Raw genomic sequence first — 22,716 nt, forward strand, 5'->3', positions numbered from 1 at the left:
CCGGGAGAAGGGTAAGGAACAGCCTGATGTTCAAGTCCGTCCTGGTCGCCAATCGCGGCGAGATCGCCTGCCGCGTCTTCCGCACCGCCCGCCGCATGGGCCTGCGCACCATCGCCGTCTATTCCGAGGCTGACGCCGCCGCTCTGCACGTGCGCGAGGCGGACGAGGCGGTGCTGATCGGTCCGGCGGCGGCGCGCGAATCCTATCTGGATGCGGCCAAGGTGCTGGCGGCGGCCAAGGCGACGGGGGCGGAGGCCATCCACCCCGGCTACGGCTTCCTGTCCGAGAACGCCGACTTCGCCGAGGCGGTGATGGCGGCGGGCATTGTCTGGATCGGCCCGCAGCCGTCCTCGATCCGCGCCATGGGCCTGAAGGACGCGGCCAAGAAGCTGATGATCGAGGCGGGCGTGCCCGTCACTCCCGGCTATCAGGGCGAGGACCAGTCGGTCGAAACCCTGACGGCCGAGGCGAACCGCATCGGCTTCCCGGTCCTGATCAAGGCGGTCGCCGGCGGCGGCGGCAAGGGCATGAAGAAGGTCGACCGGGCCGAGGGTTTCGCCGACGGTCTGGCCTCGGCCCAGCGCGAGGGGCAGTCGTCCTTCGGCGACCCGCGCGTCCTGATCGAGAGCTACATCACCCGTCCGCGCCACATCGAGGTGCAGGTCTTCGGCGACAGCCACGGCAACGTCGTCCACCTGCATGAGCGCGACTGCTCGCTGCAACGCCGCCACCAGAAGGTGATCGAAGAGGCCCCGGCGCCCGGCATGGACGGCCCGACGCGGGCAGCGGTGACCGAGGCTGCAGTACGGGCGGCGAAAGCCGTCAACTATCAGGGCGCAGGGACCATCGAGTTCATCGCCGACGCCTCTGACGGGCTGAAGGCCGACCGCATCTGGTTCATGGAGATGAACACCCGGCTGCAGGTCGAGCATCCGGTGACCGAAAGCATCACCGGCGTCGATCTGGTTGAATGGCAACTGCGCGTCGCGGCGGGCGAACCGATCCCGCTGGCGCAAGCCGACATCCCGATGAAGGGCTGGGCCATGGAGGCGCGCCTCTATGCAGAAGACCCGGCCCACGGCTTCCTGCCGTCGATCGGCAAGCTGGATCACTTCGTCCTGCCCGACGATATCCGAGTGGATACGGGCGTGGAGCAGGGCGGCGAGGTCAGCCAGTTCTACGACCCCATGATCGCCAAGCTGATCGTCCACGCCGACAGCCGCGAAGCCGCCGCCGCTCGCCTGGCGAACGCCTGCCGCGAGGTCGAGGTCTGGCCCGTCCGCACCAACGCCGGCTTCCTGGCCCGCTGCCTGGACCACGCGCGCTTCGTCGAGGGCGACGTGGACACCGGCTTCATCGGGGCGGAGGAGGGCGAGTTGTTGAGGTCGGAAGGCAGTCCGCGCGCGGTTGCCGCCGCCGCCGGTCTGATCGGGCTGGAGGCCGACGCCGCCGCCTTTGACGTCGAGGACAAGTCGCTGGCTCCGTGGCGGGCGGGTCTGTTCGGCTTCCGCATGAACGGCGCGGCGCAGTCGCGCACGGCCCTGCATAATGGCGACCAGCATCACGACGTGACCCTAGCCGGGGAGCCCGGCTGGCACGGACGTCAGTCGAGCTTCGACGTCGGCGTTGAGGGCGAAACCGCCCGCGTCTACGGCGAGACCGATCTGGTTGTGGTCGACGGCGATGTCGTCACTGCATTTGCGCCTGACGCCGAGCGGATCGTGGTCTTCGACGACGGCGACGTCATCGAATTCCGCCGCCGCAAGGCCGCTGCGGGCGCAGGCGGCTCCGCCTCCGACGGCGGCCTGCGTGCGCCCATGCCGGGCAAGATCGTCGCCGCGCCCGCCAAGGCTGGCGACACCGTGACCAAGGGTCAGCCCATCGTGGTGCTGGAGGCCATGAAGATGGAGCACGCCCTGACCGCACCCTTCGACGGCGTGGTGGCCGAGTTCAACGTCGCCGTCGGCGATCAGGTCGTGGACGGCGCGGTTCTGGCCGTTGTGAAGGCCGAGGGAGAGGCGAAATGATCCTTGCGGCGATGATGGCGACGGCGCTTGCGGGCGCTGACCTGACGGACATGCCGGCGGAGTCGGCGGCGGACCTGCAGTGCATGGGCCTGCTGGCGGTGGCGATCGACGATCCCGCGCTCTCGGAAACGCTGAAGCAGCAATATTCGGGCGGCATGATGTATTATCTGGGCCGTCTGGAAGGCCGCGATCCCCGTACGAACTGGGTGCGACGGATGCTGGACTATACGGACAGCACGCCGGTCCAGCAGGTGCGTTCGCACAGCCAGCGATGCGGCCATGAACTGATCGCCAAGGGGCAGGAAATCTTCACCCTGCTCGATCGATAGGGGCGAGCCGGGTCTGGTCACGGCGGCGCCGGGCGACTAGGTGGGCCTCATGCCCCTTCACATGATCAAACTCTGCGTCGGCGTGTCCGAGGTCGAGACGCTGGAAGCGAACGCCGCGCGTTCCGACTGGCGCATCGTCCACACCCGCATGACGCCCAAGCGCGCCGCCGAGATCGAGGACGGCGGCTCGCTCTACTGGGTGATGAAGGGCTCTGTGACCTGCCGTCAGCGCATCCTCGACATCACCACCATCGGCGAGGGCAAGGAAAGCCGCTGCGAGATCAAGCTGGACAGTGAGGTCATTCGCACCGCGCCCTTGGCCCGACGACCGTTTCAGGGCTGGCGCTATTTCGAGCCCAAGGACGCGCCGCCGGACCTGACGACCGCAGAGGCGACGGACCTGCCTGACGACCTGGTGCGAGAGCTGCGCGAACTGGGCGCTTGGTGACCCTTTCGTGGCATTAGAGTCGAGGTGTTGACCTTTGGGCGCGCCCGTGGCCTGTCCCGGCTCCCATGACCAACGCTCTGCTCAGCTTCAAAACCCGCGAGACCCTGTCCGAGCTGCTGAAGCTGGCCTGGCCGGTCGTGCTGGCGCGTCTGGGCATCATGACCATGGGCCTGACCGACGCCATCGTCGTCGGCCACTACGCCAGCCGCGAACTGGCCTATCACTCTCTGGCCTGGGCTCCGTCTTCGGTCGTGCTGACCACGGCGGTCGGCCTGATGATGGGGGTGCAGGTCATGACGGCCCGCCTGCTGGGCGAGGGCCGCAAGGACGAGGTCGGCGCGGTCCTGCGTCGCGGCACCGTCTATGCGCTTCAGATCGGTTTCGTCTCCATGATCGCCCTGATGCTCCTGGGGCCGTTCGGGCTGACGCACATGGGGCTGGAGGACGGGCTGGGCGAAGGCGCCTCGCCGGTCCTGATGATCTTCGCCCTGTCGATGCCCGCCTACTTGATTTCGGTCGCGGCGCAGTTCTTCCTTGAGGGCCTGCATCGACCCAAGGCTGGCATGGTGGCCATGTGGGTGGCCAATGCGGTCAATCTGGGTCTGAACCTGCTGCTGGTGCCCGACATTCTGGGCCTTGGCCTGCACGGCGCCCAGGCCTCGGCCTGGGCCACCTTCGGCGCCCGCATGGCGCTGGCGATCTTCCTGGTCATCTTCATCCTGCGTCTGCCTGAAGCCCGCGCCTGGGGCCTGTTCAACAAGCCCAAGCGCGACAAGGCGGTCGAGCGCGAGCAGGTCAAGGTCGGATTGGGCGCCGGGTCGTCCAACTTCATCGAGGTCGGGGCCTTCGCCGCCATGACCGTCTTCGCGGGCCAGTTGGGCGCCGCCGAGACCGCCAGCTGGGCGGTCGTCATCAACGTCTCCGCTATCGTCTTCATGGTGCCCATGGGCCTGTCGTCGGCGACGGCGGTTCTGGTGGGCCGCAGCTATGGCGCGGGCGACAAGGCCGGGGTCATGCGCGGGGGTCTGGCCGGCATCGGCGTGGTGACGGTCCTGGCCTTCATCATCGCCATCGGCCTGTGGCTGACCGCGCCCCTGGTGGTCAGCGCCTATACGACCGACCCGGCGATCCTGGCCATCGCGGCCCCGGCCCTGGTGCTGGCGACCCTCTTCTTTGTCGCGGACGCCCAGCAGGTGGTCGCCGCCCAGGCCAACCGCGCGGCCGGGGACGTGGTCTGGCCCACGCTGATGCACCTGCTGTCCTATGGCGTCATCATGATCCCGCTGGGCTGGTGGCTGGCGCACCGGATCGGCGTGGACGGTCTGGTCTGGTCGGTCATCGTGGCCAGCCTGATCTCGGGCGCGCTGCTGACGGGACGCTTCGTGCGGATCGCGCGGCGGCTTCCGGCCTGAGGCGTGGCCCCACGCGCGGCATGACGGCGGGGTGACGCGGGCGTAACGGGCCTCTATATCCGTCTGCTTCCTCCCGCAGACTGGACGATCATGGCCCGCATCCTCATCACCTCGGCGCTGCCCTACATCAACGGCATCAAGCACCTTGGGAATCTGGCCGGGTCCATGTTGCCCGCCGACGTCTGGGCGCGGTTCAAACGCGGCCAGGGGCATGACGTCCTCTATGTCTGCGCCACCGACGAGCACGGCACCCCGGCTGAGCTGGCCGCCGCCGCCGCCGGACAGGACGTCCGCACCTATTGCGACGAGCAGCACCTGGTTCAGAAGAGGGCCGGCGAGGCCTTCAGCCTGTCGTTCGACGTTTTCGGTCGCAGCTCCAACGAGCCAAACAAGCGTCTGACCCAGCACTTCGCCAAGGTGCTGGAGGAACGCGGCCTGATCGAGGAGCGCGTCGACCGGATGATCTATTCGATCGACGACGCCCGCTTCCTGCCCGACCGCTATGTCGAGGGGACCTGCCCCCACTGCGGTTACGAGAAGGCGCGCGGCGACCAGTGCGACAACTGCGGCCGCCTGCTGGACCCGACCGACCTGATCAACCCCTATTCGGCGGTCTCGGGCAGCCGCAACCTGGAGGTCCGCGACACGCGCCACCTCTATCTGCTGCAAACCAAGGTGGCCGACGAGGTGCGCGGTTGGGTCGACGCCCGTTCGGAAGGCTGGCAGCCGCTGGCCCGCTCCATCGCCTACAAGCATCTGGACGAAGGCCTGATCGATCGCGGCATCACCCGCGATCTGAAGTGGGGCGTGCCGGTCGTCGGTCCCGACGGCGGCCCCCGTCCGGGCATGGAGGGCAAGGTCTTCTACGTCTGGTTCGACGCCCCCATCGAATACATCGGCGCGACCGAGGAATGGGCCGACGCCAACGGCGGCGACTGGCGCTCGTGGTGGCGTCTGGACGAGGGCGCCGAAGACGTCCGCTACGTCCAGTTCATGGGCAAGGACAACGTGGCCTTCCACACCGTTAGCTTCCCCGCCACCATCCTGGGCTCGGGCGAGCCGTGGAAAACGGTGGATCAGCTCAAGGCCTTCAACTGGCTGAACTGGTACGGCGGCAAGTTCTCGACCAGCATGGGCCGGGGCGTCTTCATGGATCAGGCGCTGGAGCTGCTGCCCGCCGACTACTGGCGCTGGCACCTGACGGCCTATGGCCCCGAGCATTCCGACGCGGCCTTCACCTGGGAGCAGTTCCAGGCGACGACGAACAAGGACTTGGCCGACGTCCTGGGCAACTTCGTCAACCGCATCGTCAAGTTCACGGAATCCAAGTTCGACGGGGTCGTGCCCGAGGGCGGCGAGGCCGGACCTCTGGAAGCCAAGCTGGCGGCCGACCTCAAGGCCGGTCTGGAAGCCCTGACCGCCGAGTTCGAGGCCATGGAGTTCCGCAAGGCGGCCCAGGCCGCGCGCGCCCTGTGGGTGCTGGGCAATGAGTATCTGCAGGAAGCCGCCCCGTGGACGGCGCTGAAGACGGACCGCGACCGCGCCGCCGTGGTGGTCCGCACCGGCTTGTCGCTGGTGGCCCTGTTCGCCCGCATCACCGTCCCCTTCATGCCCGGTAGCGCCGAGCGCATCGGCGCCACGGTCGGCGCGATGGACCTGTCCTGGCCGAGCGCCGAGGCCGACCTGCTGACCCTGGTGCCGGCTGGTCAGACGGTCGCCGCCGCCGCCGTCCTGTTCGCCAAGATCGAGGACGCCCAGGTCGCCGAATGGACCGAACGCTTCGGCGGCGCCGAGTGAGGCCGGAACTCGCCGTCCAGTCGAACACGCAGCGCCAGTCGATCCGGGATCGGCTGGCGGCGACCGGGCGGGCCCAGGTCGTCGACCTGCTGAGCGGCGCCTATGCGGACCACCTAGCCGCCAGCGCCGCCGACGCCGCGTTCAACACGGTGACGCGCCGGGGCGACGGTCACGTCGATCTGCCCGCCGCCTGGCTGGCCAGTCTCGAGCCGGCGCAGAAGCAGGCCCTGGGCGAACGGGTCCAGGCTTCGGCCACGGACGGCTTTCAGTATCTCTACGACAACCACCCCATCTATGATCTGGATGAGGCGGGGCAGGCGGAGAAGGTCTGGTCCGAGTTGGTGGCCTTCCTCAACGGCGAGGCGTTTCTGGACCTGATGCGCGACCTGACGGGCGAGCCCCGGATCGCCATGGCGGACGCCCAGCTTACGCGCTTCCGCCCGGCCCATTTCCTGAACCAGCACGATGACAGCGCCGACGGCAAGCAGCGCTACTTCGCCTATGTCCTGGGCTTGACGCCGGGATGGCGGATCGACTGGGGCGGCCTGCTGGCCTTTCACGGCGCGGACGGCAATGTGGCCGAGGCCTTCACGCCGCGCTTCAATGCGCTGAGCCTGCTGAAGGTGCCGGCGCCCCATTCCGTGACCCAGGTGGCCCTGTCGGCGGGCACGCACCGCCTGTCTGTCACCGGCTGGCTGCGCGGTCGCTGAAGCGGCGGAATACAAGAAAGGCCCGGATCGCTCCGGGCCTTTTTGCTGTTCTGAAATCAGTCTGACCGGCGTCAGTCTTTCCGTGCGGCGGGCAGCAGGCCCAGGCGCGAGGCGCCGAACAGACCCAGCAGGCCGGCCAGGCAGATCATGGCCCATTCCGTCAGGGTCGGAACTGGGGCCGGCGGCGGCGTCGCCACCAGCACGCCGTTCGTGGCGCCGACGCTATTGAGCGTCAGATTGACGTCCGTTGAGCCATTACGGATGGTCCCGCCGTTCAGGCCGAGAGCGCCGACAGTGATCCCGTCGCTGTCAACGTCGCCCGGCTGGATCGTGTACTGGAAGGTCAGGCTCGAAGTGCCGGAGCCGGAGTGGTACGTGGCGTACTGGGTGGTTGTTCCGATGGTCAGGGCGATGTGGGGCGTTCCCACGACTGTAACCGTTTCGCTGAAGTTCACGGTGAAGGTCAGTGTCTGAGCGGGCGTATAGGCGCCGTTTGCAGGGACGCCGACGCTGGCGACCGTCGCCGCCGCTCCTGCCGCAGGCTGGGTAATGGTGAAGCTTTGCTGCGTCATACAGGTGTTGGCGTCCATCACCGTGACGGTATAGGTCCCGGCGGTCAGGCCGACGGCCGTCGATGCTGTGCCGCCGCTCGGCGCCCAGGAATAGGTATAGCCGGGCGTGCCGCCCGAGACGCTGACCGTGGCGGCGCCGTTCGCGCCGCCATTGGTGGAGACGTTCGACTGCGAAAATTGGCTCGCCACCAGAAGAGGCGGCTGTGTGACAGTATAGCCTCGCGTCTCGGTCGCTCCGGTGTTGTCGGTCACTGTGACGGTGAATTGTCCGGCGGCCAGGCCGGTCGCCGTGGAGTTCGTTCCGCCGTAAGGCGCCCAGCTGTAGGTGTAGGGCCCGACGCCGCCCGAGGGGCTGGCGGTGGCCGTGCCGTTTGCGCCGCCATTGCACGATACACTGGTGTTGCCGCCGCCGATGACGATCTGGGCCTGGGCTGCACTGGCGGCGGACAGGCATAGGGTTGCCGCTGCAAGCGACCAGGAAAGAGCACGAATCGACATCTGCGGCCTTGGACTATCAGTGATATGGCTACGCTTAGTTGAAAACCTATGTTTTTGTAAAGTGAGCAGGGGAGACCGGGCCGGCGAGGAAAAGAAAAAAGGCCCGGATCGCTCCGGGCCTTTTCTTCAGTTCGCAGAGGGCGTTGCTTCCGCCGCGGGCGGCGGTGTGCGTTGTTCCCGCGCGCCGGGCAGGGCGGCGGGGGTGGAGTGTTTGCTGCCGGCGCCGGCGTGTTGCATGTGCTTGGCCTGTTCCTCCGCGCCGATGTCGAGGAAGGCGGGGGCCGAGGCGTTGAACTGGTCGGCGTGGCCGGTACGGACGATGACCGAACGCCCGCCGTCCCAGATCATGTGCAGGGCGACGTAAAGCACGATGACCAGACCGATGTAGGCGATCCAGCGATAGCGGTTCAGCAGCTTGGCGATGAAGCTGGCGGCCAGGCCCATCAGGGCGATCGACAGGATCAGGCCGAAGACCATGATCCAGGGGTGGTCGTGGCTGGCGCCGGCGACGGCCAGGACATTGTCCAGGCTCATGGTCAGGTCGGCGATCATGATCTGGATCAGGGCGGCGCCGAAGGTCTTGCGCTTCAGGCCCAGTTCTTCCGGCGACGGCCCGCCGCCGTGTTCGATGGCCATGGCCCGTTCGATTTCGGCCTCGGCCTCGGCCTGGTCGTGGGTGGCCTGCTCGCGCAGTTCGCGCCACATCTTCCAGCAGACCCACAGAAGCAGGAAGCCGCCCGCCAGCAGCAGGCCGACGATGGCCAGAAGCTGAACGGTGATCAGGGCCAGGCCGATGCGCATGACGACGGCGGCGGCCAGACCAATCAGGATGGCCTTGCGGCGTTGTTCCTGGGGCAGGGCGGCGGCGGCCAGGCCCACGGCCACGGCGTTGTCGCCGGCCAGGACGAGGTCGATCATCAGGACCTTGCCGAGGGCGGAGGCCTGACTGAGCAGATGGGGGTCTGAAAGGAATTCCATCCGGGTTTCTTAAGCCCCGGGCCGGGCTGCGCCAAGACGCCGCAGCGGCAAAGTCACGCTCCCGCCAACCGATAGTCGGCGGGAGCGAACCGGTCAGCCGGCGCGTTGCGCGCGCGCGGCTTCATACAGGGCGATGGCCGCCGCATTGGAGACGTTCAGGCTCTCGAAGCCGCCCGGCATGGGGATCTTGGCCAGGACGTCACAGTGTTCGGCCACCAGACGGCGCACGCCGTCGCCTTCGGACCCCATGACCAGGACGGTCGGGCGCGAATCGAGGGCTTCTTCCAGCGTCTGCTCGGCGGCCCCGTCCAGGGCCACGGCGCGCCAGCCCATGTCGGCCAGCTTCTCCAGGGCGCGGCTCAGATTCGTCACCCGGGCGCAGGGCAGGCGCTCGGTCGCGCCGACCGCCGCCTTGGCCAGGGCGCCGGCCAGGGCGGGCGAGTGCCGGTCCTGCACCACGATTCCCTTGGCCCCGAAGGCCAGGGCCGAGCGGAAGATGGCGCCGACGTTCTGGGTGTCGGTCAACTGGTCCAGCATGACGATGACGCCCTGGGCGTCCTCCGCGATCTCCTCCAGAGAGACGCCTTCCAGCGGTTGAACCTTGAAGACCATGCCCTGGTGAACGGCGCCGGCGGGCAGCATGCGGGCCAGGGTGGTCGAATCGACCACCTCGATTCGGTGGCCGTTCGCCAGATTTTCCCGTTCGAGTTCAGCGGCTCGGTCCTCTGTGACCATCAAGCGGCCCATGCCGCGACGCGCCGGATTGGCCAGGGCGGCTAAAACAGGATGGCGGCCCCAGAGAAAATTATCCGCATCGGCCTTGCCGCGCGGGGCCTTGGGGGCTGAATCGCCCCCGGAACGCCCTGTTGGCGCAGGGGACCAACCTTTCTCGGGCCGACTTTCCACGCGCTTGTGGAAAGACTGCTTTTTACCGGGTTTCCGGTCGTTGCGTTCTGAAAATGACGACACTATAAGACGGCCTCCGATTTGGGCCCTAGGGCTTCGGGTCAGGCGCTTCCTCTACTGCAGGCGTCGCCGGACACGAAGGCTTTCGCAGCGAAAATGATCGAAAGATCACTCCGTTGCGTATCCAGACCGGTTTTGAAAACGCGCGCTGGGGGAATGTCCCGAGTGGCAAAGGGGGCGGACTGTAAATCCGCTGCGTAAGCTTCGAAGGTTCGAGTCCTTCTTCCCCCACCACGCGCGTTTCGAGGCCGAGAGGACGGAAACCCAGAAAAGGAATCGGGTGCGGAAACGCCAACCTCTCACGAGGTTGGGGCAACGCATTCTTCGCGCGGGTATAGCACAATGGTAGTGCAGCAGCCTTCCAAGCTGAGGATGTCGGTTCGATCCCGTCTACCCGCTCCAGGTTTTTTGAACTGAGCAGAAGCGCCCCTCCGCTTTGGACCCGGGCCACAGGAGTTTGGCCATGGCCAAGGAAAAGTTCGAACGCACTAAGCCGCACTGCAACATCGGCACGATTGGTCACGTTGACCACGGCAAGACGACGCTGACGGCGGCGATCACGATGACGCTGGCCAAGGCCGGCGGCGCCAAGGCGATGAACTACGCCGACATCGACGCCGCGCCGGAAGAAAAGGCCCGCGGCATCACGATCAACACGGCGCACGTCGAGTATGAGACGGAAAACCGTCACTACGCGCACGTCGACTGCCCCGGCCACGCCGACTACGTGAAGAACATGATCACGGGCGCGGCGCAGATGGACGGCGCGATCCTGGTGGTTTCGGCCGCTGACGGCCCGATGCCGCAGACGCGCGAGCACATCCTGCTGGCCCGTCAGGTCGGCGTGCCGGCCCTGGTGGTCTTCATGAACAAGGTCGACCTGGTCGACGACGCCGAGCTGCTCGAGCTGGTGGAAATGGAAGTGCGCGAGCTGCTCTCGTCCTACCAGTTCCCGGGCGACGACATCCCGGTGACCATGGGTTCGGCCAAGGCCGCGACCGACGGCGTGAACCCGGAAATCGGCGAGCAGCAAGTGCTGAAGCTGATGGAAACCGTCGACGCCTACATCCCGCAGCCGGAACGTCCGGTCGACCTGCCGTTCCTGATGCCGGTGGAAGACGTCTTCTCGATCTCGGGCCGCGGCACCGTGGTCACGGGTCGCGTCGAGAAGGGCATCATCAAGGTCGGTGAAGAAGTCGAGATCGTCGGCATCCGTCCGGTTCAAAAGACGACCTGCACGGGCGTCGAAATGTTCCGCAAGCTGCTGGACCAAGGTCAAGCCGGCGACAACGTGGGCGTGCTGCTGCGCGGCACCAAGCGTGAAGACGTCGAGCGCGGCCAGGTGCTGTGCAAGCCGGGTTCGATCACCCCGCACACCAAGTTCCAGGCCGAAGCCTACATCCTGACCAAGGAAGAAGGCGGCCGTCACACGCCGTTCTTCACGAACTATCGCCCGCAGTTCTACTTCCGCACGACGGACGTGACCGGCATCGTTCACCTGAAGGAAGGCGTCGAGATGATCATGCCCGGCGACAACGCCGAGCTGAGCGTCGAGCTGATCACCCCGATCGCCATGGATCAGGGCCTGCGCTTCGCCATCCGTGAAGGCGGCCGCACCGTCGGCGCCGGCGTGGTCGCCAAGATCGTCGAGTAATCGATAGATCCGGGTCTTCTGACCCGAACAGTAGCGTACCGGCCTCATGCAGCGCGCAAGCGCGATAGGCCAAGCGTAAAGCGTACCGGCCTCTTTTCGGAGAGGCCGCAGTATCGAGTAACAGAGCGGCCTCCCGGAGCAATCCGGGGGGCCGTTTTGCTTTGACCTCAAGCAGCCCGAAGGGCGGTAGGTCCGCTCATAATGCTGCGGCCTCCCGGAGCAATCCGGGGGGCCGTTTTGCCGTCGGGGCCTCTACGGAGCAGGGCCACGGCTCGTCGGGGGATAGGGGCGAGAATTGATCTGGAACAAAACGCGCGGCAATTGGCTGATAGAGCGTTGATAATCATCGATATTAACGAAAGCGAGGTGATGTCGGGTCATGCCTCCCCCTGTGAAAAGGGAACCTCATGACTGACATCGACTGGCCGCGCCGCGCGGGCCTGTCCGGGGCGCTGGACGAAGCGGCGATCGTGGCCATCACGGATCGCGCGGGCCAGATTCTCTACTGCAACCAAAAGTTCGCCGATGTCAGCGGCTATAGCTGCAATGAGTTGGTGGGCCAGAACCACAGGCTGGTGAACTCGGGCCACCACCCCCGTGAGTTTTTCAAGGACCTCTACCGAACCATCTCGGGCGGGGCCGTGTGGCGCGGCACCATCCAGAACCGCAACAAGAACGGCGAGCTCTACTGGGTCGACACGACCATCGTGCCCAATCCCGGCGCGGACGGCCGGCCCGAGACCTATACCGCGATCCGCTTCGAGGTTTCCGACCATGTCCGCGCCTTGAAGGCCCTGGAGATCGCCCAGGACGAGGCGAGGCGCGCGGCCCAGGTGCGCGATCGATTCTTCGCCAACATCAGTCATGAGGTCCGCACGCCGCTGAACGCCGTGTTGGGCCTGGCCTCGGCCCTGGCGCACACGACGCTCACCGAGCGTCAGGCGCAGATGCTGTCGCTCATCACCGGCGCTGGGGACGCCTTGCGCCGCGTGCTGGACGACATGCTGGACCTGTCCAAGATGCAGGCCGGTCAGTTTCGCTTGGCCCCTGCGCCCTTTGATCTGCGCGCCGACATCGCGGCCGTGGTCGAGATGCGGACGGCGACCGCCGAGCAGGCCGACGTGGCGCTGTCGATCACCTTCTCCGACGCGGCGAACGGCCGGCTCATGGGGGACGGCGTCCGCATCACGCAGATCGTCTCCAACCTGGTTTCGAACGCGGTCAAGTTCACGCCGGCGGGGACGGTGGACGTGCGCGTGGACCTGACGTCGGACGCGGACGGCGATCGACTGCGCATCGAGGTCGAGGATACCGGCATCGGTTTTGATCCCGAAGCCGCCACCCGCCTGTTCAAACCCTTTGTCCAGGCGGACGACACGATCTCACGCGAGTTCGGAGGCACCGGCCTGGGCTTGTCGATCTGCCGCTCTCTGGCCGAATTGATGGGGGGTGAGATTTCGGCCCGCTCGACGCCGGGCGTGGGCAGCCTGTTCACGGTCGTCCTACCCATCGAGAATCTGGATGAGGCGCCGGAGGCCATCAGCGCCGACCCGGGCGAGGGGATCGGGACCCAGCGAATCCTGCTGGTCGAGGACAATGCGGCCAATCAGATGGTCGTTCGCTGTCTTCTGGAGCCGCTAGGCTTCGAGGTGGTTGCGGCGGACAATGGGCGCGAAGGCGTGGATCGGTTCCTGGGCGGGCGCTTCGACATGATCCTGATGGACATGCAGATGCCGGTTATGGACGGGCTGACCGCCATCGGTCTGATCCGCGCCCATGAGGCGACGCGCCGTCTGGATCGGACGCCTATCGTCATGCTGACAGCCAATACGACAGAGGCCCATCACCGGCGGGCCATGCTGGCCGGAGCCGACGCCCTGGTGGCCAAGCCCGTGACGCTGGAGATCCTGCTTGAGGGTCTCAACCGTGGTCTGATCGCTGCCGAGGACTGGCGGCTGGACGACTGCGCCGCCTGAACCATTCTTACATGGGAACCTGCGCCGTCCCAATGACGTTGGCTTTCGACGTTAATCCTTGGGTAACCATAAATGCGGCGCGCCATCAGACTGGGCCTGTTCATCGGCACCCTCATCGGGATGACCGCCTGTGCGAGCGTTCAAAGCCACGACGGCCGACCATCGTCGGGCGTCTATGGGTCGGTCGGCGTCGGTCGAACCGGGTGAAGCCGTGTCCCGATGCATGAATGAATGACTGGCGCGGCGTGGCGATCAGCCTTACTATTGCCACGCGGACGCCGGTTGTCGCGCCGCGCCGCGGGTTTCTCCCCTTTCGATGTTGACCATCGCTATCGTCGTCGTGCTGCTGCTTGTGGTGCTGAACGGCCTTTTCGCCATGACCGAGCTTGCGGTCGTTTCATCGCGTAAATCCAAGCTTCAAAGCCGTGCCGAGCGGGGGGATCGCGGGGCTCGCGCGGCCCTGAAGCTGTCGGAGGAGCCGACCCAGTTCCTGTCGGCGGTTCAGGTCGGCATCACCCTGATCGGCATTCTGGCGGGCGCCTATGGTCAGGCGACCATCGCGGGCGAGCTGGATCGCATCCTGGAAACCAGCTTCCCGGCCTTCGCACCCTATTCCGAGATCGCCTCGACGGCCCTGGTGGTCGTGCTGATCACCTATGTCTCGCTGATCGTCGGCGAACTGGTGCCCAAGCGCCTGGCCCTGATCTTCCCCGAGACCATCGCCTCCAAGATGGCGGCGCCCATCTCGACCATGGCTTTGCTGATGAAGCCCTTCGTCCTGCTGCTGACGGCCTCGACCTCGGGCATCCTCAAGGTCATGGGCGTCAAGGACCGCGACGGCTCCGACGTCACCCAGGAAGAGGTGCAGAGCATCCTGGCCGAGGGCACGTCCGCCGGCCTGATCGAGCCGGAAGAGCAGGAGATGATCGAGGAGATCCTGCGCCTGGGCGACCGCGCCGTGCGCGTGGCCATGACGCCGCGCCACGAGGTCTTCTGGATCGCCCTGGACGATCCCGAGGAAGTCCTGCGCGAGGAAATCCGCACCTGCCCCTATTCGCGGATCGTCGTCGCGCGCGAGAGCGACGTCGATAATCCCCTGGGCGTGGTCCACAAGAAGGACCTGCTGGACGCCCTGCTGACCGATGGCTCCTACGACATCGAGAAGCTGGTGGCCGAGCCGGCCTTCATCCCGCAGTCGACTTCGGTGCTGAAGGCGCTGGAAATCCTCAAGGGCTCCAAGGTCCACATGGCCTTCGTCGTCGACGAATACGGCGCCTTCGAAGGCGTGGTCACGGCGACGGACCTGCTGGAGATGATCGCCGGCGATTTCAATGAGAGCCACGACGAGCAGGATCGGTCGATCCGCAAGCGCGAGGACGGCTCATGGGCCGTGGACGGTCAGGCCGACCTGGACGAACTGGGCGACGAACTGGGCGAGGACTTTGGCGAGCACGAGAGCTTCCACACCGTCGCCGGCCTGGTGCTGCACCACCTGTCGCGTCTGCCGCACGAGGGCGAGATCCTGCAACTGGGTCGCTTCGAGGTCGAGGTGATCGACATGGACGATCGGCGGATCGACAAGCTGCTGTTCCGGGCGATCATTCCGGGGCAGGGAAGCGCTCCGACCGACACCGACTAAGCGGCCCTTCAGGCGTCTCTTGAGCAAGCGCGCACCCGCCCGGCGGATGCGCGCTTTTTCGTGGTCAGCCCTTGGGCTTGTCGCCCATGTTGCTCCACACCGAGGCGAAGCCGAGGGCGGCCATGAAGACCAGGAAGGCCGAGACAATGGCGGCGATGGCGGGAACGACGTCTGCGGGCATGGGGTATCTCCTTTGATCCCAGCAAACCCCTTCGCGGCCGGGCTCGCCTTGATGGAGATCAAAGAAATGTCGTCGGATCAGGCCGCCGCCCGCGCCCCCTGCAACCCCATCTGAACCGCACCGGACGACGACAGCCCCGTGACCGCCAGCCCCCGGTCGCACAGGGCCAGGGGCGCCGGGCGGTGGCTGACCAGGATCAGGCCCTGGCCGGTGCGTTCCAGACGCGCGGCCAGCCGTTCCAGCACGCGCGCCTCGGTGGCGGCGTCCAGACCCTCGGTCGGCTCGTCCAGCACCAGCCAGGGCGCGGGGCGCAGATAGGCGCGGGCCAGACCCAGGCGACGACGCTCGCCGCCCGACAGCCGGGCGCCGTTCTCACCCAGAGGCGCGTTCAGACCCGCGGGGGCGGCGCGAACGCGGTCGGCCAGATCGGCGTCCTCCAGCGCGGCCCACAGGGCGTCGTCATCGGCGCCGGGCAGGGCCAGTTTCAGATTTTCGCGCACGCTTCCGGCCAGCAGCACGGCCTGTTGCGGGGCATAGGCGAACAGGGCGCGCGCGGCGTCGGGCGAGACGTCGGCGGCGTCCACGCCGCCCAGGCTGGCCTCGCCGGGCAGGGGCGCGCGCAGGTGCATCCAGCGTTCGATCAGGGTGGTCTTGCCGGCGCCCGAGGGGCCGGTGACGGCTAGGCGCTGGGGCGGGGTCAGGCTTAGATCAGCCGACGGCAAGCCAAGGCTGGGCGTCGTGACAGGAGCGGAAGGGGCGGGGGCGGCTTCCAGCAGTTCCCCCAGACGCTCGATCGCCGTCTCGACCGCGCCGTTGTGGCGGATGGCGGTCAGCAGGGCGCCGGCGCTTTCGACCGTGGTGACAGCGGCGAGGATCGCCAACGCGATCAGGGGCGGCGAGGCGGCCCCGGCTGTCGCCATCACCCCGACGACGGCCAGGGCCATGGCGGCCGACTGGGTCAGCATGATCCAGCCGCCGGCCGAGGCCAGGCGCTCGGTTGCGCGCTCCAGATCCGCGCCGCGCTCGGCCAGACGGTCCACGGCCCAGGCTCTGACGCCGTAGGCTTGCAGTTCCGGCGCGGCGGCGGCGAAGGCGGCGAACTGGTTCTTCAGCGCGCCCGAAGCGGCCTGCACCGCGCGTCCGGCGGGTTCGGCCAGCCAGCGGCCGACCAGGGCGGCGGCCAGGACGCCGAGCGCGCTGGCGGCGGCGATGGCCAGGGCGGTCGCCCAGCCGGTCAGCAGGGCCAGACCGAGACCGGCGATCAGACCGGCGGCGGCGCCCCAGGGGGCGGACAGGCGCACGAAGCGGTTCTGGATGGCGTCCACGTCCTGCACCATCCGCGACGAGGCCTCGCCGCCCGCCAGGGTCAGGGCTTTGACGACGGGACCGCGCGCGATCCCTTCGAACAACTGCGGGCGGAGAGCGGCCAGGGCCTGCAGTGCGGCGTCGTGGCCGGTGATCCGTTCGGCGTAACGCGAGCCGGTGCGGACGATGGCGAAGAAACGGATCATGGCGCTCGGCACCATGAAGTTGAAGCTGTAGGCCGCCGCCGATCCCGCCAGCCCGGCCAGGGCCGAGGCGGTGATGAACCAGCCCGACACCCCCAGCAGAAGCACGGCGGCGGCCGAGACCAGGGCGGCGGTGACCGCGGCGGTCAGCAGACGCGCGCCCTGCCGGCGCTCCTGGGCCCGGATCAGGGCCTTGAGGCGGGCGACGCCGGTCATGTCGGGCACGCTCACAGGCGCACCACGACGTCGGCCAGTTCGGCGACGGCCTCGGAATGGGTGGCGATCAGGGTGGTGCGGCCTTCAGCCGCCGCGCGAATGACGGGCAGCAGGGCGGCCTCGGACGTGGCGTCCAGATTGGCGGTCGGCTCGTCCAGCAGCAGGATGGGCGCGGGCTTGAGGAAGGCGCGGGCCAGGCCCAGGCGCCGTCGTTCGCCCCCCGACAGTCCGCCGCCGCGTTCGTCGATGATGCGGTTCAGGTCGCCGGTGAAGCCGGCGCGCGCGGCGGCCTCCATGACGCGCCCTGACGGCGCGCCGCGCCAGGCCAGGGCGATGTTCTCGGTCAGGGTTCCGGGCACCACGACGGGCGCCTGACCAGCCCAGGCGATCCAGGCGGTCAGGTCGGGATGGTCGGACAGGCGCACCTCGCCGACCTCGACCTCGCCGCCGCTTAGGGGAGACAGGCCGAGGAACAGATGCAGCAGACTGCTCTTGCCCGAGCCGCTGGCGCCGAGCAGGGCCACTGTGGCGCCGGGGGCGATCTCCAGATTGAACCCGGTCAGGACCGGCGCGCCCGCCTCATAGGCGACGGCGACGTCGCGGAAGGCGACGGCCGGGGCGCTGGCGGGAACGGGCGGGCGCACGGCGGCGGGCGCGGCCCCTTCGGTCAGCGTCCTCAGGCTGGGCACGGCGGCCTCGGCGGCCTGTCGGTCGTGATAGGCGGCGGCCAGGCGGCGCATGGGGGCATAGACCTCGGGCGCCAGGGCCAGCAGGAAGAAGGCGCGGGTCAGGCTGAGTTGCTCGGGCGCCGGGAAGGGCAGCAGCTTCAGCAGATTGAAGCCGCAATAGACGGCGACCAGGGCCACGGCGAGGGCCGAGAAGAACTCCAGAATCGCCGAGGACAGGAAGGCGATCTTCAGCACCTTGCCGGTGCGGCGCGCCAGATCGCTGGAGGCGCGCGCGATCACCGCCGTTTGCTGCGTCTCGGCCTGGAAGGCGAGAATGGCGGGCAGGGCGCGGATGCGGTCGAGAAACAGGCCGGACAGCCGGCCCAGAGCCTGGAACTGACGGCGGCTCTCGGCCCCCGCCGCCATGCCGGTCAGGGCCATGCCGATGACGAAGGGGGCCAGGGTGAACAGGAAGATGCCGGCGGTGAAGGGGCTGACCGCGGCGGCGACGGCGATCAGCAGCAGGGGCGTCACGGCGGCCGCCATGCGGGCGGGTCCGAAGCGTGAGACATGGCCGTCCAGCGCCTCGACCCCCTCGACGGTCGCGGTCATGGTCTCGGCGTCGGACAGGCGGCCGGAAAAGGCCCCGTTCAGGGCCTGACGCCGCAGGTCGCCCTTGACGGCGCGCGCGGCGCGGGCGGCCGTCAGGCTTGCGACCTGGGTCAGGACGCCGCGCGCCAGCAAGGAGGCGACGGCTAGAGCCGCGCCGGGCAGGGCGTGGCCGATCCCTTGCGGCAGGGCGCCGACCGCCAGGCCCAGGCCGGCTGCGAAGCCGACCGCCGGAACCGCGTCGGCGATCACCAGTCCGCTGGCCAGGGCCATGATCCGCTTGCGCGGCGACAGGGCCGTCTTCAGCCACTGGGCCGGGGTGGGGGCGGGTGCGGCGTCTGTATCGATCGGCTGGGCCGTCATCGTCTCTCCTGCTCCATTCGCGCGACCAGACATGAACCAGCGCGAAGGCGCATTGGGCGAATCGTCCTTGTGACGAAACAGCCTTGGGCGAAACGCCGTCTAGAGCGAGTCCGCCCGGCGGGCTTTGATCAGGATCAAGGCGCGCCTTCGAGCGTTGCCTTAGGTTATAGTAGAACGCCGGTCGATGGGGGCTGGCGGTCAGGAGCCTGAGCCCATGATCGACCTGGCGGTCGTAGACCTTTCACGCCTTCAGTTCGCACTGACGGCGCTATACCACTTTCTGTTCGTGCCCCTCACCCTGGGCCTCTCCTTCATGCTGGTCATCATGGAGAGCATCTATGTGATGACGCGTCGGCCGATCTGGCGGACCATCACCCGCTTCTGGGGCGCGATCTTCGGCATCAACTTCGTGCTGGGCGTGGCCACGGGCCTGACCATGGAATTCCAGTTCGGCATGAACTGGTCCTACTACTCCCACTATGTCGGGGACATCTTCGGGGCCCCGCTGGCCATCGAAGGGCTGATGGCCTTCTTCATGGAGGCGACCTTCGTCGGGCTGATGTTCTTCGGCTGGGACAAGCTGAAGCCGCACGCCCACCTGTTCGTCACCTTCATGGTCGCCCTGGGCACCAACCTGTCGGCCCTGTGGATCCTGGCCGCCAACGGCTGGATGCAGAACCCGGTCGGCGCCGCCTTCAACCCCGACACCATGCGGATGGAAGTCACCGATTTCATGGCGGTGATCTTCAACCCGGTCGCGCAAGCCAAGTTCGTTCACACGGTTTCGGCGGGCTATGTCTGCGCCGCCGTGGTCGTGCTGGGCATCTCGGCCTTCTATCTGTTGAAGGGCAAGCACAAGGGCTTCGCCAAGCGGTCGATGACGGTGGCCGCGGCGTTTGGCCTGCTGTCGTCGCTGTCGGTCGTCGTCCTGGGCGATGAGTCGGGTTACGCCCTGACCGACAACCAGAAGATGAAGCTGGCCGCCCTGGAGGCCATGTGGCGCACCGAACCGGCCCCCGCCGGCCTGACCGCCTTCGGCCTGCCCAGCCTGGAAGACCGCCACACCCATTTCGAGGTCAAGATCCCCTATGTCCTGGGCCTGATCTCGACGCGCAGCATCGACAAGCCCGTCATCGGCATTCTGGAACTGGTCGCGGTGGCTGAGGACCGCATCGAACGCGGCGTCGTCGCCTATGACGCCCTTGAGAAGGTCAAGGCCGACCACACCGACATGGCCGCCCGCGCCCAGTTCGAAAGCGTGCGCGGCGACCTGGGCTACGGCCTGCTGCTGAAACGCTACGTCGCCGATCCGCGTCTGGCCACGCCCGAGCAGATCAAGCAGGCGGCCTGGGACACGGTGCCCAATGTGCCGCTGATGTTCTGGGTCTTCCGCATTATGGCCGGCATCGGCTTCCTGATGATCGGCCTGTTCGCCACGGCCTTCGTCCTGTGCACCCTGCGCAAGCACGAGACCAGGTGGTTCCTGCGTCTGGCCGTCCTGGCCATTCCCCTGCCGTGGATCGCCATCGAATCCGGCTGGTTGCTGGCCGAGGTGGGTCGTCAGCCCTGGGCCGTGGAGGGCGTCCTGCCGACCTTCCTCGGCGCCTCGAGCCTCAGCGTGCCGCAACTGCTGACCACCATCGTCTGCTTCACCCTGCTCTATGGGACCCTGGCGGTGGTCGAGGTCGGACTGATCCTGCGCACCGTCAAGAAGGGCCCGTTCGCCGAACAGGAAGCCCGTGAAGCCGACGCCAGCACGGAAGGCGAACCGGCGGTCGCCTGACCCCGGTCGTTGAAGGAAAAGAGAGATGGAACTTCCCCTCGACTACACCACGCTCCGCCTGATCTGGTGGGGACTGCTGGGCGTGCTGCTGATCGGCTTCGCCCTGACGGACGGCTTCGACATGGGCGTCGGCGCCCTGCTGCCCTTCGTCGCCAAGACGGACGACGAACGTCGCATGGTCATCAACACCGTCAGCGCGACCTGGGAGGGCAACCAGGTCTGGTTCATCGTCGGCGGCGCGGCCATCTTCGCCGCCTGGCCCCAGGTTTACGCCGTCAGCTTCTCGGGCTTCTACCTGGCCATGTTCCTGGTCCTGTCCGCCATGATCCTGCGGCCCGTGTCGTTCAAGTATCGCTCCAAGCGGCCCGAGGCGCGCTGGCGCTCCATGTGGGACTGGGGCCTCTTCATCGGCAGCTTCGTCCCGGCCCTGGTGTTCGGCGTCGCGGTCGGCAACGTCCTGACGGGCGCGCCCTTCCGTCTGGATAGCGACCTGCGCAGCTTCTACGAAGGCAGCCTGCTGGGCCTGTTCACCCCCTTCACCCTGGTCTGCGGTCTGCTGTCGGTGTCCATGCTGGTGCTGCACGGCGCGGCCTGGCTGGCGGTCAAGGGCGAGGAGGGCGTGGTGCTGAAGCGCGCTCGCGCCATCGGCACTATCGCCGGTCTGGCCAGCCTGGTCCTGTTCGCCGTCGGCGGCGCCATGGTGGCCTTTGGCGACATGGGCTTCCGCATCACCGGCGCGGTCGATACGGGCGGCGTGTCCAACCCCCTGCGCACCGCGGTCGAGGCCGCGCCCGGCGCCTGGCTGGACAACTACGGTCGCTATCCGTGGATGATCATCGCCCCGGTCCTGGGCTTCGCCGGCGCCGCCATCGGTCTGCTGGGCATGTGGCGCAAGTCGGCGGTCCTGGCCTTCGGCGGCTCCTCGGCCTCGGCGGTGGGGATCATCTCGACGGTCGGCCTGTCGATGTTCCCCTTCATCCTGCCCAGCTCGATCGACGCCCAGTCCAGCCTGACAGCCTGGAACGCCTCGTCCAGCCACACGACCCTGTTCATCATGCTGATCGTGGTGGCGGTCTTCCTGCCCTTCGTCCTGTTCTACACCTCCTGGGTCTACAAGGTGCTGTGGGGCCGTTCGACCGAGGCTGAGCTGAAGACCAACCCCGACCTCTACTGATCCCGCGAAAGGAGATCATTCCATGTGGTATTTCGCTTGGATCCTGGGCCTCGGCCTGGCGGTGGCCTTCGGCGTCCTGAACGGCCTCTGGCACGAGTTCCATCTGTATGACGAAGGGGATGAGGGACGCTCCGAGCCGTGACGTCGTCCGCGATCCCATGACTGAAAGTCCCCTTCGGCGCCCGCCGGAGGGGACTTTTCTTTGGCGTGCCTTACCCCGTTCATCCCGGCGGACGCCGGGATCCAGTTCTTTGGCTTCAAGGCGCTACGCGGAATGGACAGGTCTCTGACGCGCATTCTCACTGGATCCCGGCGTCCGCCGGGATGAGCGGGGAGGGGCGAGAATATCTGATGATCATCAGAAATATCCGTGACTTGCTCTGGATCAACGTCGCGTGATGGGGACGAGCGCATGGTCGTGAAGACATCGAAGCCGGACCCTCCCTCAATCCGGCGATTGTCGGGGATTGATACCGATGAAGACCGCCGCCGCACTCCTGGCCGCCGCCAGCGTCCTGACCCTGGCGGGCGCCGCATTCGCTCAGAACGCCGCCCCCGAACCCGTCGGCAAGGGGACGCTGATCGTCACCGCCCGCATGACCGGCGTCCTGCCTCAGGCCGACGACGCCATCCTTACCGCCGCCGGCGCCGACAGCGGCCTGAAGGTCGATGTCGGCGACGACTGGATGCCGACCCTGGGCTTCACCTGGTTCGTCGCCGACCACTGGGCGGTCGAGGCCATCCTGGGCGCCACCCAGCATGAGGTCCGCGCCAAGGGCGGGGCGACCGATGTGGCCGTGCGCGAGACTTGGGTCCTGCCGCCCATCGTGACGCTGCAATACCGTCCGACGCCGAATTCCACGATCAGCCCTTATGTCGGCGCCGGCGTCAGCTACATGGCCTTCTTCGACGGCAAGGATAAGAACGGCTTCGACGTCGATCTGGACAACGGCTTCGGCGTGGCGCTGCAGGCCGGGGCGGACTGGAATCTGTCGGGGCCGTGGACCCTGAACCTGGACGCCAAGAAGGTGTGGTTCGACACGGACGCCACGATCAACAGCGGCGCGCTGAAGAGCAGCGTCAGCCTGGATCCGTGGGTCGTGTCGGTGGGCGTCGGCCGGAAGTTCTAGAACTTCCGCGTCGATGCGGGGCGGGGGTGCGGGTCGTCAGCCCGCACCCCCATCGCCCCCAGGCCGCGCCTTCGATCA

General features: G+C 67.5%; 18 protein-coding genes and 2 tRNA genes. 15 read left to right on the forward strand and 5 right to left on the reverse strand.

The annotated features are described in order from the left end of the window. Positions 1–26: 26 nt before the first annotated feature. The 6 genes from ACR9FL_RS05225 to ACR9FL_RS05250 all read left to right on the forward strand — a co-directional run bounded on the left by ACR9FL_RS05225 (position 27) and on the right by ACR9FL_RS05250 (position 6,723). Positions 27–2,027, forward strand: coding sequence for a biotin carboxylase N-terminal domain-containing protein (locus ACR9FL_RS05225; RefSeq protein WP_436357541.1), 2,001 nt, complete (start codon positions 27–29; stop codon positions 2,025–2,027). Further along, positions 2,024–2,356 (forward strand): hypothetical protein, encoded by a 333-nt coding sequence (locus ACR9FL_RS05230; RefSeq protein WP_296178061.1) that lies wholly within the window; start codon positions 2,024–2,026, stop codon positions 2,354–2,356. The genes ACR9FL_RS05225 and ACR9FL_RS05230 overlap by 4 nt, the downstream gene beginning before the upstream one ends. 49 nt (positions 2,357–2,405) lie before the next feature. Beyond that, positions 2,406–2,804: a DUF1489 family protein gene (locus ACR9FL_RS05235; protein ID WP_436357543.1), complete on the forward strand. Its 399-nt coding sequence runs from the start codon at positions 2,406–2,408 to the stop codon at positions 2,802–2,804. A gap of 65 nt (positions 2,805–2,869) precedes the next feature. Next, a complete protein-coding gene (locus tag ACR9FL_RS05240; protein WP_436357545.1) occupies positions 2,870–4,216 on the forward strand; it encodes an MATE family efflux transporter in 1,347 nt (448 codons plus the stop codon). Between the two features lie 90 nt (positions 4,217–4,306). Further along, entirely contained in the window at positions 4,307–6,013 is a 1,707-nt protein-coding gene (metG, locus tag ACR9FL_RS05245; protein WP_436357546.1) for a methionine--tRNA ligase, read from the forward strand. Continuing rightward, positions 6,010–6,723 carry a 2OG-Fe(II) oxygenase gene (locus tag ACR9FL_RS05250; protein WP_436357548.1) on the forward strand — a complete coding sequence of 238 codons (714 nt, stop codon included), beginning with the start codon at positions 6,010–6,012 and terminating at the stop codon, positions 6,721–6,723. Before metG ends, ACR9FL_RS05250 begins: the two co-directional genes overlap by 4 nt. 71 nt (positions 6,724–6,794) lie before the next feature. Here ACR9FL_RS05250 and ACR9FL_RS05255 read toward each other — a convergent pair whose 3' ends face one another. The 3 genes from ACR9FL_RS05255 to rlmB all read right to left on the reverse strand — a co-directional run bounded on the left by ACR9FL_RS05255 (position 6,795) and on the right by rlmB (position 9,740). After that, a complete protein-coding gene (locus tag ACR9FL_RS05255; protein WP_436357550.1) occupies positions 6,795–7,793 on the reverse strand; it encodes a SprB repeat-containing protein in 999 nt (332 codons plus the stop codon). Positions 7,794–7,919: 126 nt separating this feature from the next. Then, on the reverse strand, positions 7,920–8,771 hold the full coding sequence (locus ACR9FL_RS05260; RefSeq protein ID WP_436357552.1) for a TerC family protein: 852 nt from the start codon (positions 8,769–8,771) through the stop codon (positions 7,920–7,922). Between the two features lie 93 nt (positions 8,772–8,864). Beyond that, positions 8,865–9,740 (reverse strand): 23S rRNA (guanosine(2251)-2'-O)-methyltransferase RlmB, encoded by an 876-nt coding sequence (gene rlmB, locus ACR9FL_RS05265; protein ID WP_436357554.1) that lies wholly within the window; start codon positions 9,738–9,740, stop codon positions 8,865–8,867. A gap of 147 nt (positions 9,741–9,887) precedes the next feature. On the opposite strand from rlmB, the gene ACR9FL_RS05270 reads away from it, so the two are divergent. The 5 genes from ACR9FL_RS05270 (at position 9,888) to ACR9FL_RS05290 (ending at position 15,006) form a co-directional block, all read left to right on the forward strand. Continuing rightward, a tRNA-Tyr gene (locus tag ACR9FL_RS05270) sits at positions 9,888–9,971 on the forward strand. A gap of 94 nt (positions 9,972–10,065) precedes the next feature. Beyond that, positions 10,066–10,139, forward strand: a tRNA-Gly gene (locus ACR9FL_RS05275). Positions 10,140–10,200: 61 nt separating this feature from the next. Then, positions 10,201–11,391, forward strand: a complete 1,191-nt coding sequence (tuf, locus tag ACR9FL_RS05280) for an elongation factor Tu (protein WP_436357555.1) — start codon at positions 10,201–10,203, stop codon at positions 11,389–11,391. Between the two features lie 407 nt (positions 11,392–11,798). Then, positions 11,799–13,367, forward strand: a complete 1,569-nt coding sequence (locus ACR9FL_RS05285) for an ATP-binding protein (protein ID WP_436357556.1) — start codon at positions 11,799–11,801, stop codon at positions 13,365–13,367. 316 nt (positions 13,368–13,683) lie between these two features. Continuing rightward, on the forward strand, positions 13,684–15,006 hold the full coding sequence (locus ACR9FL_RS05290) for a hemolysin family protein (RefSeq protein ID WP_297933582.1): 1,323 nt from the start codon (positions 13,684–13,686) through the stop codon (positions 15,004–15,006). Positions 15,007–15,264: 258 nt separating this feature from the next. On the opposite strand, the gene ACR9FL_RS05295 is transcribed toward ACR9FL_RS05290, so the two are convergent. Both ACR9FL_RS05295 and cydD read right to left on the reverse strand, forming a co-directional pair. Further along, positions 15,265–16,911 (reverse strand): amino acid ABC transporter ATP-binding/permease protein, encoded by a 1,647-nt coding sequence (locus tag ACR9FL_RS05295; RefSeq protein WP_436357558.1) that lies wholly within the window; start codon positions 16,909–16,911, stop codon positions 15,265–15,267. Positions 16,912–16,922: 11 nt separating this feature from the next. Beyond that, complete coding sequence (cydD, locus tag ACR9FL_RS05300) at positions 16,923–18,551, reverse strand: thiol reductant ABC exporter subunit CydD (RefSeq protein WP_436357560.1); 1,629 nt, start codon at positions 18,549–18,551, stop codon at positions 16,923–16,925. Between the two features lie 217 nt (positions 18,552–18,768). Here cydD and ACR9FL_RS05305 point away from each other — a divergent pair, with 217 nt between their 5' ends. From ACR9FL_RS05305 to ACR9FL_RS05320, 4 genes are all read left to right on the forward strand, one after another. Then, positions 18,769–20,334 carry a cytochrome ubiquinol oxidase subunit I gene (locus ACR9FL_RS05305; protein WP_436358120.1) on the forward strand — a complete coding sequence of 522 codons (1,566 nt, stop codon included), beginning with the start codon at positions 18,769–18,771 and terminating at the stop codon, positions 20,332–20,334. Positions 20,335–20,359: 25 nt separating this feature from the next. Then, on the forward strand, positions 20,360–21,508 hold the full coding sequence (gene cydB, locus ACR9FL_RS05310; protein WP_436357562.1) for a cytochrome d ubiquinol oxidase subunit II: 1,149 nt from the start codon (positions 20,360–20,362) through the stop codon (positions 21,506–21,508). 22 nt (positions 21,509–21,530) lie between these two features. After that, complete coding sequence (gene cydX, locus ACR9FL_RS05315; RefSeq protein WP_105563602.1) at positions 21,531–21,650, forward strand: cytochrome bd-I oxidase subunit CydX; 120 nt, start codon at positions 21,531–21,533, stop codon at positions 21,648–21,650. 334 nt (positions 21,651–21,984) lie between these two features. Next, the gene (locus tag ACR9FL_RS05320) at positions 21,985–22,638 is read left to right on the forward strand and encodes an OmpW/AlkL family protein (RefSeq protein WP_436357564.1); all 654 of its coding nucleotides are present in this window, start codon (positions 21,985–21,987) and stop codon (positions 22,636–22,638) included. The last annotated feature ends 78 nt before the right edge of the window (positions 22,639–22,716 follow it).

The organism is Brevundimonas sp. CEF1 (genome assembly GCF_051353055.1).
Classification (GTDB): Bacteria; Pseudomonadota; Alphaproteobacteria; order Caulobacterales; family Caulobacteraceae; genus Brevundimonas.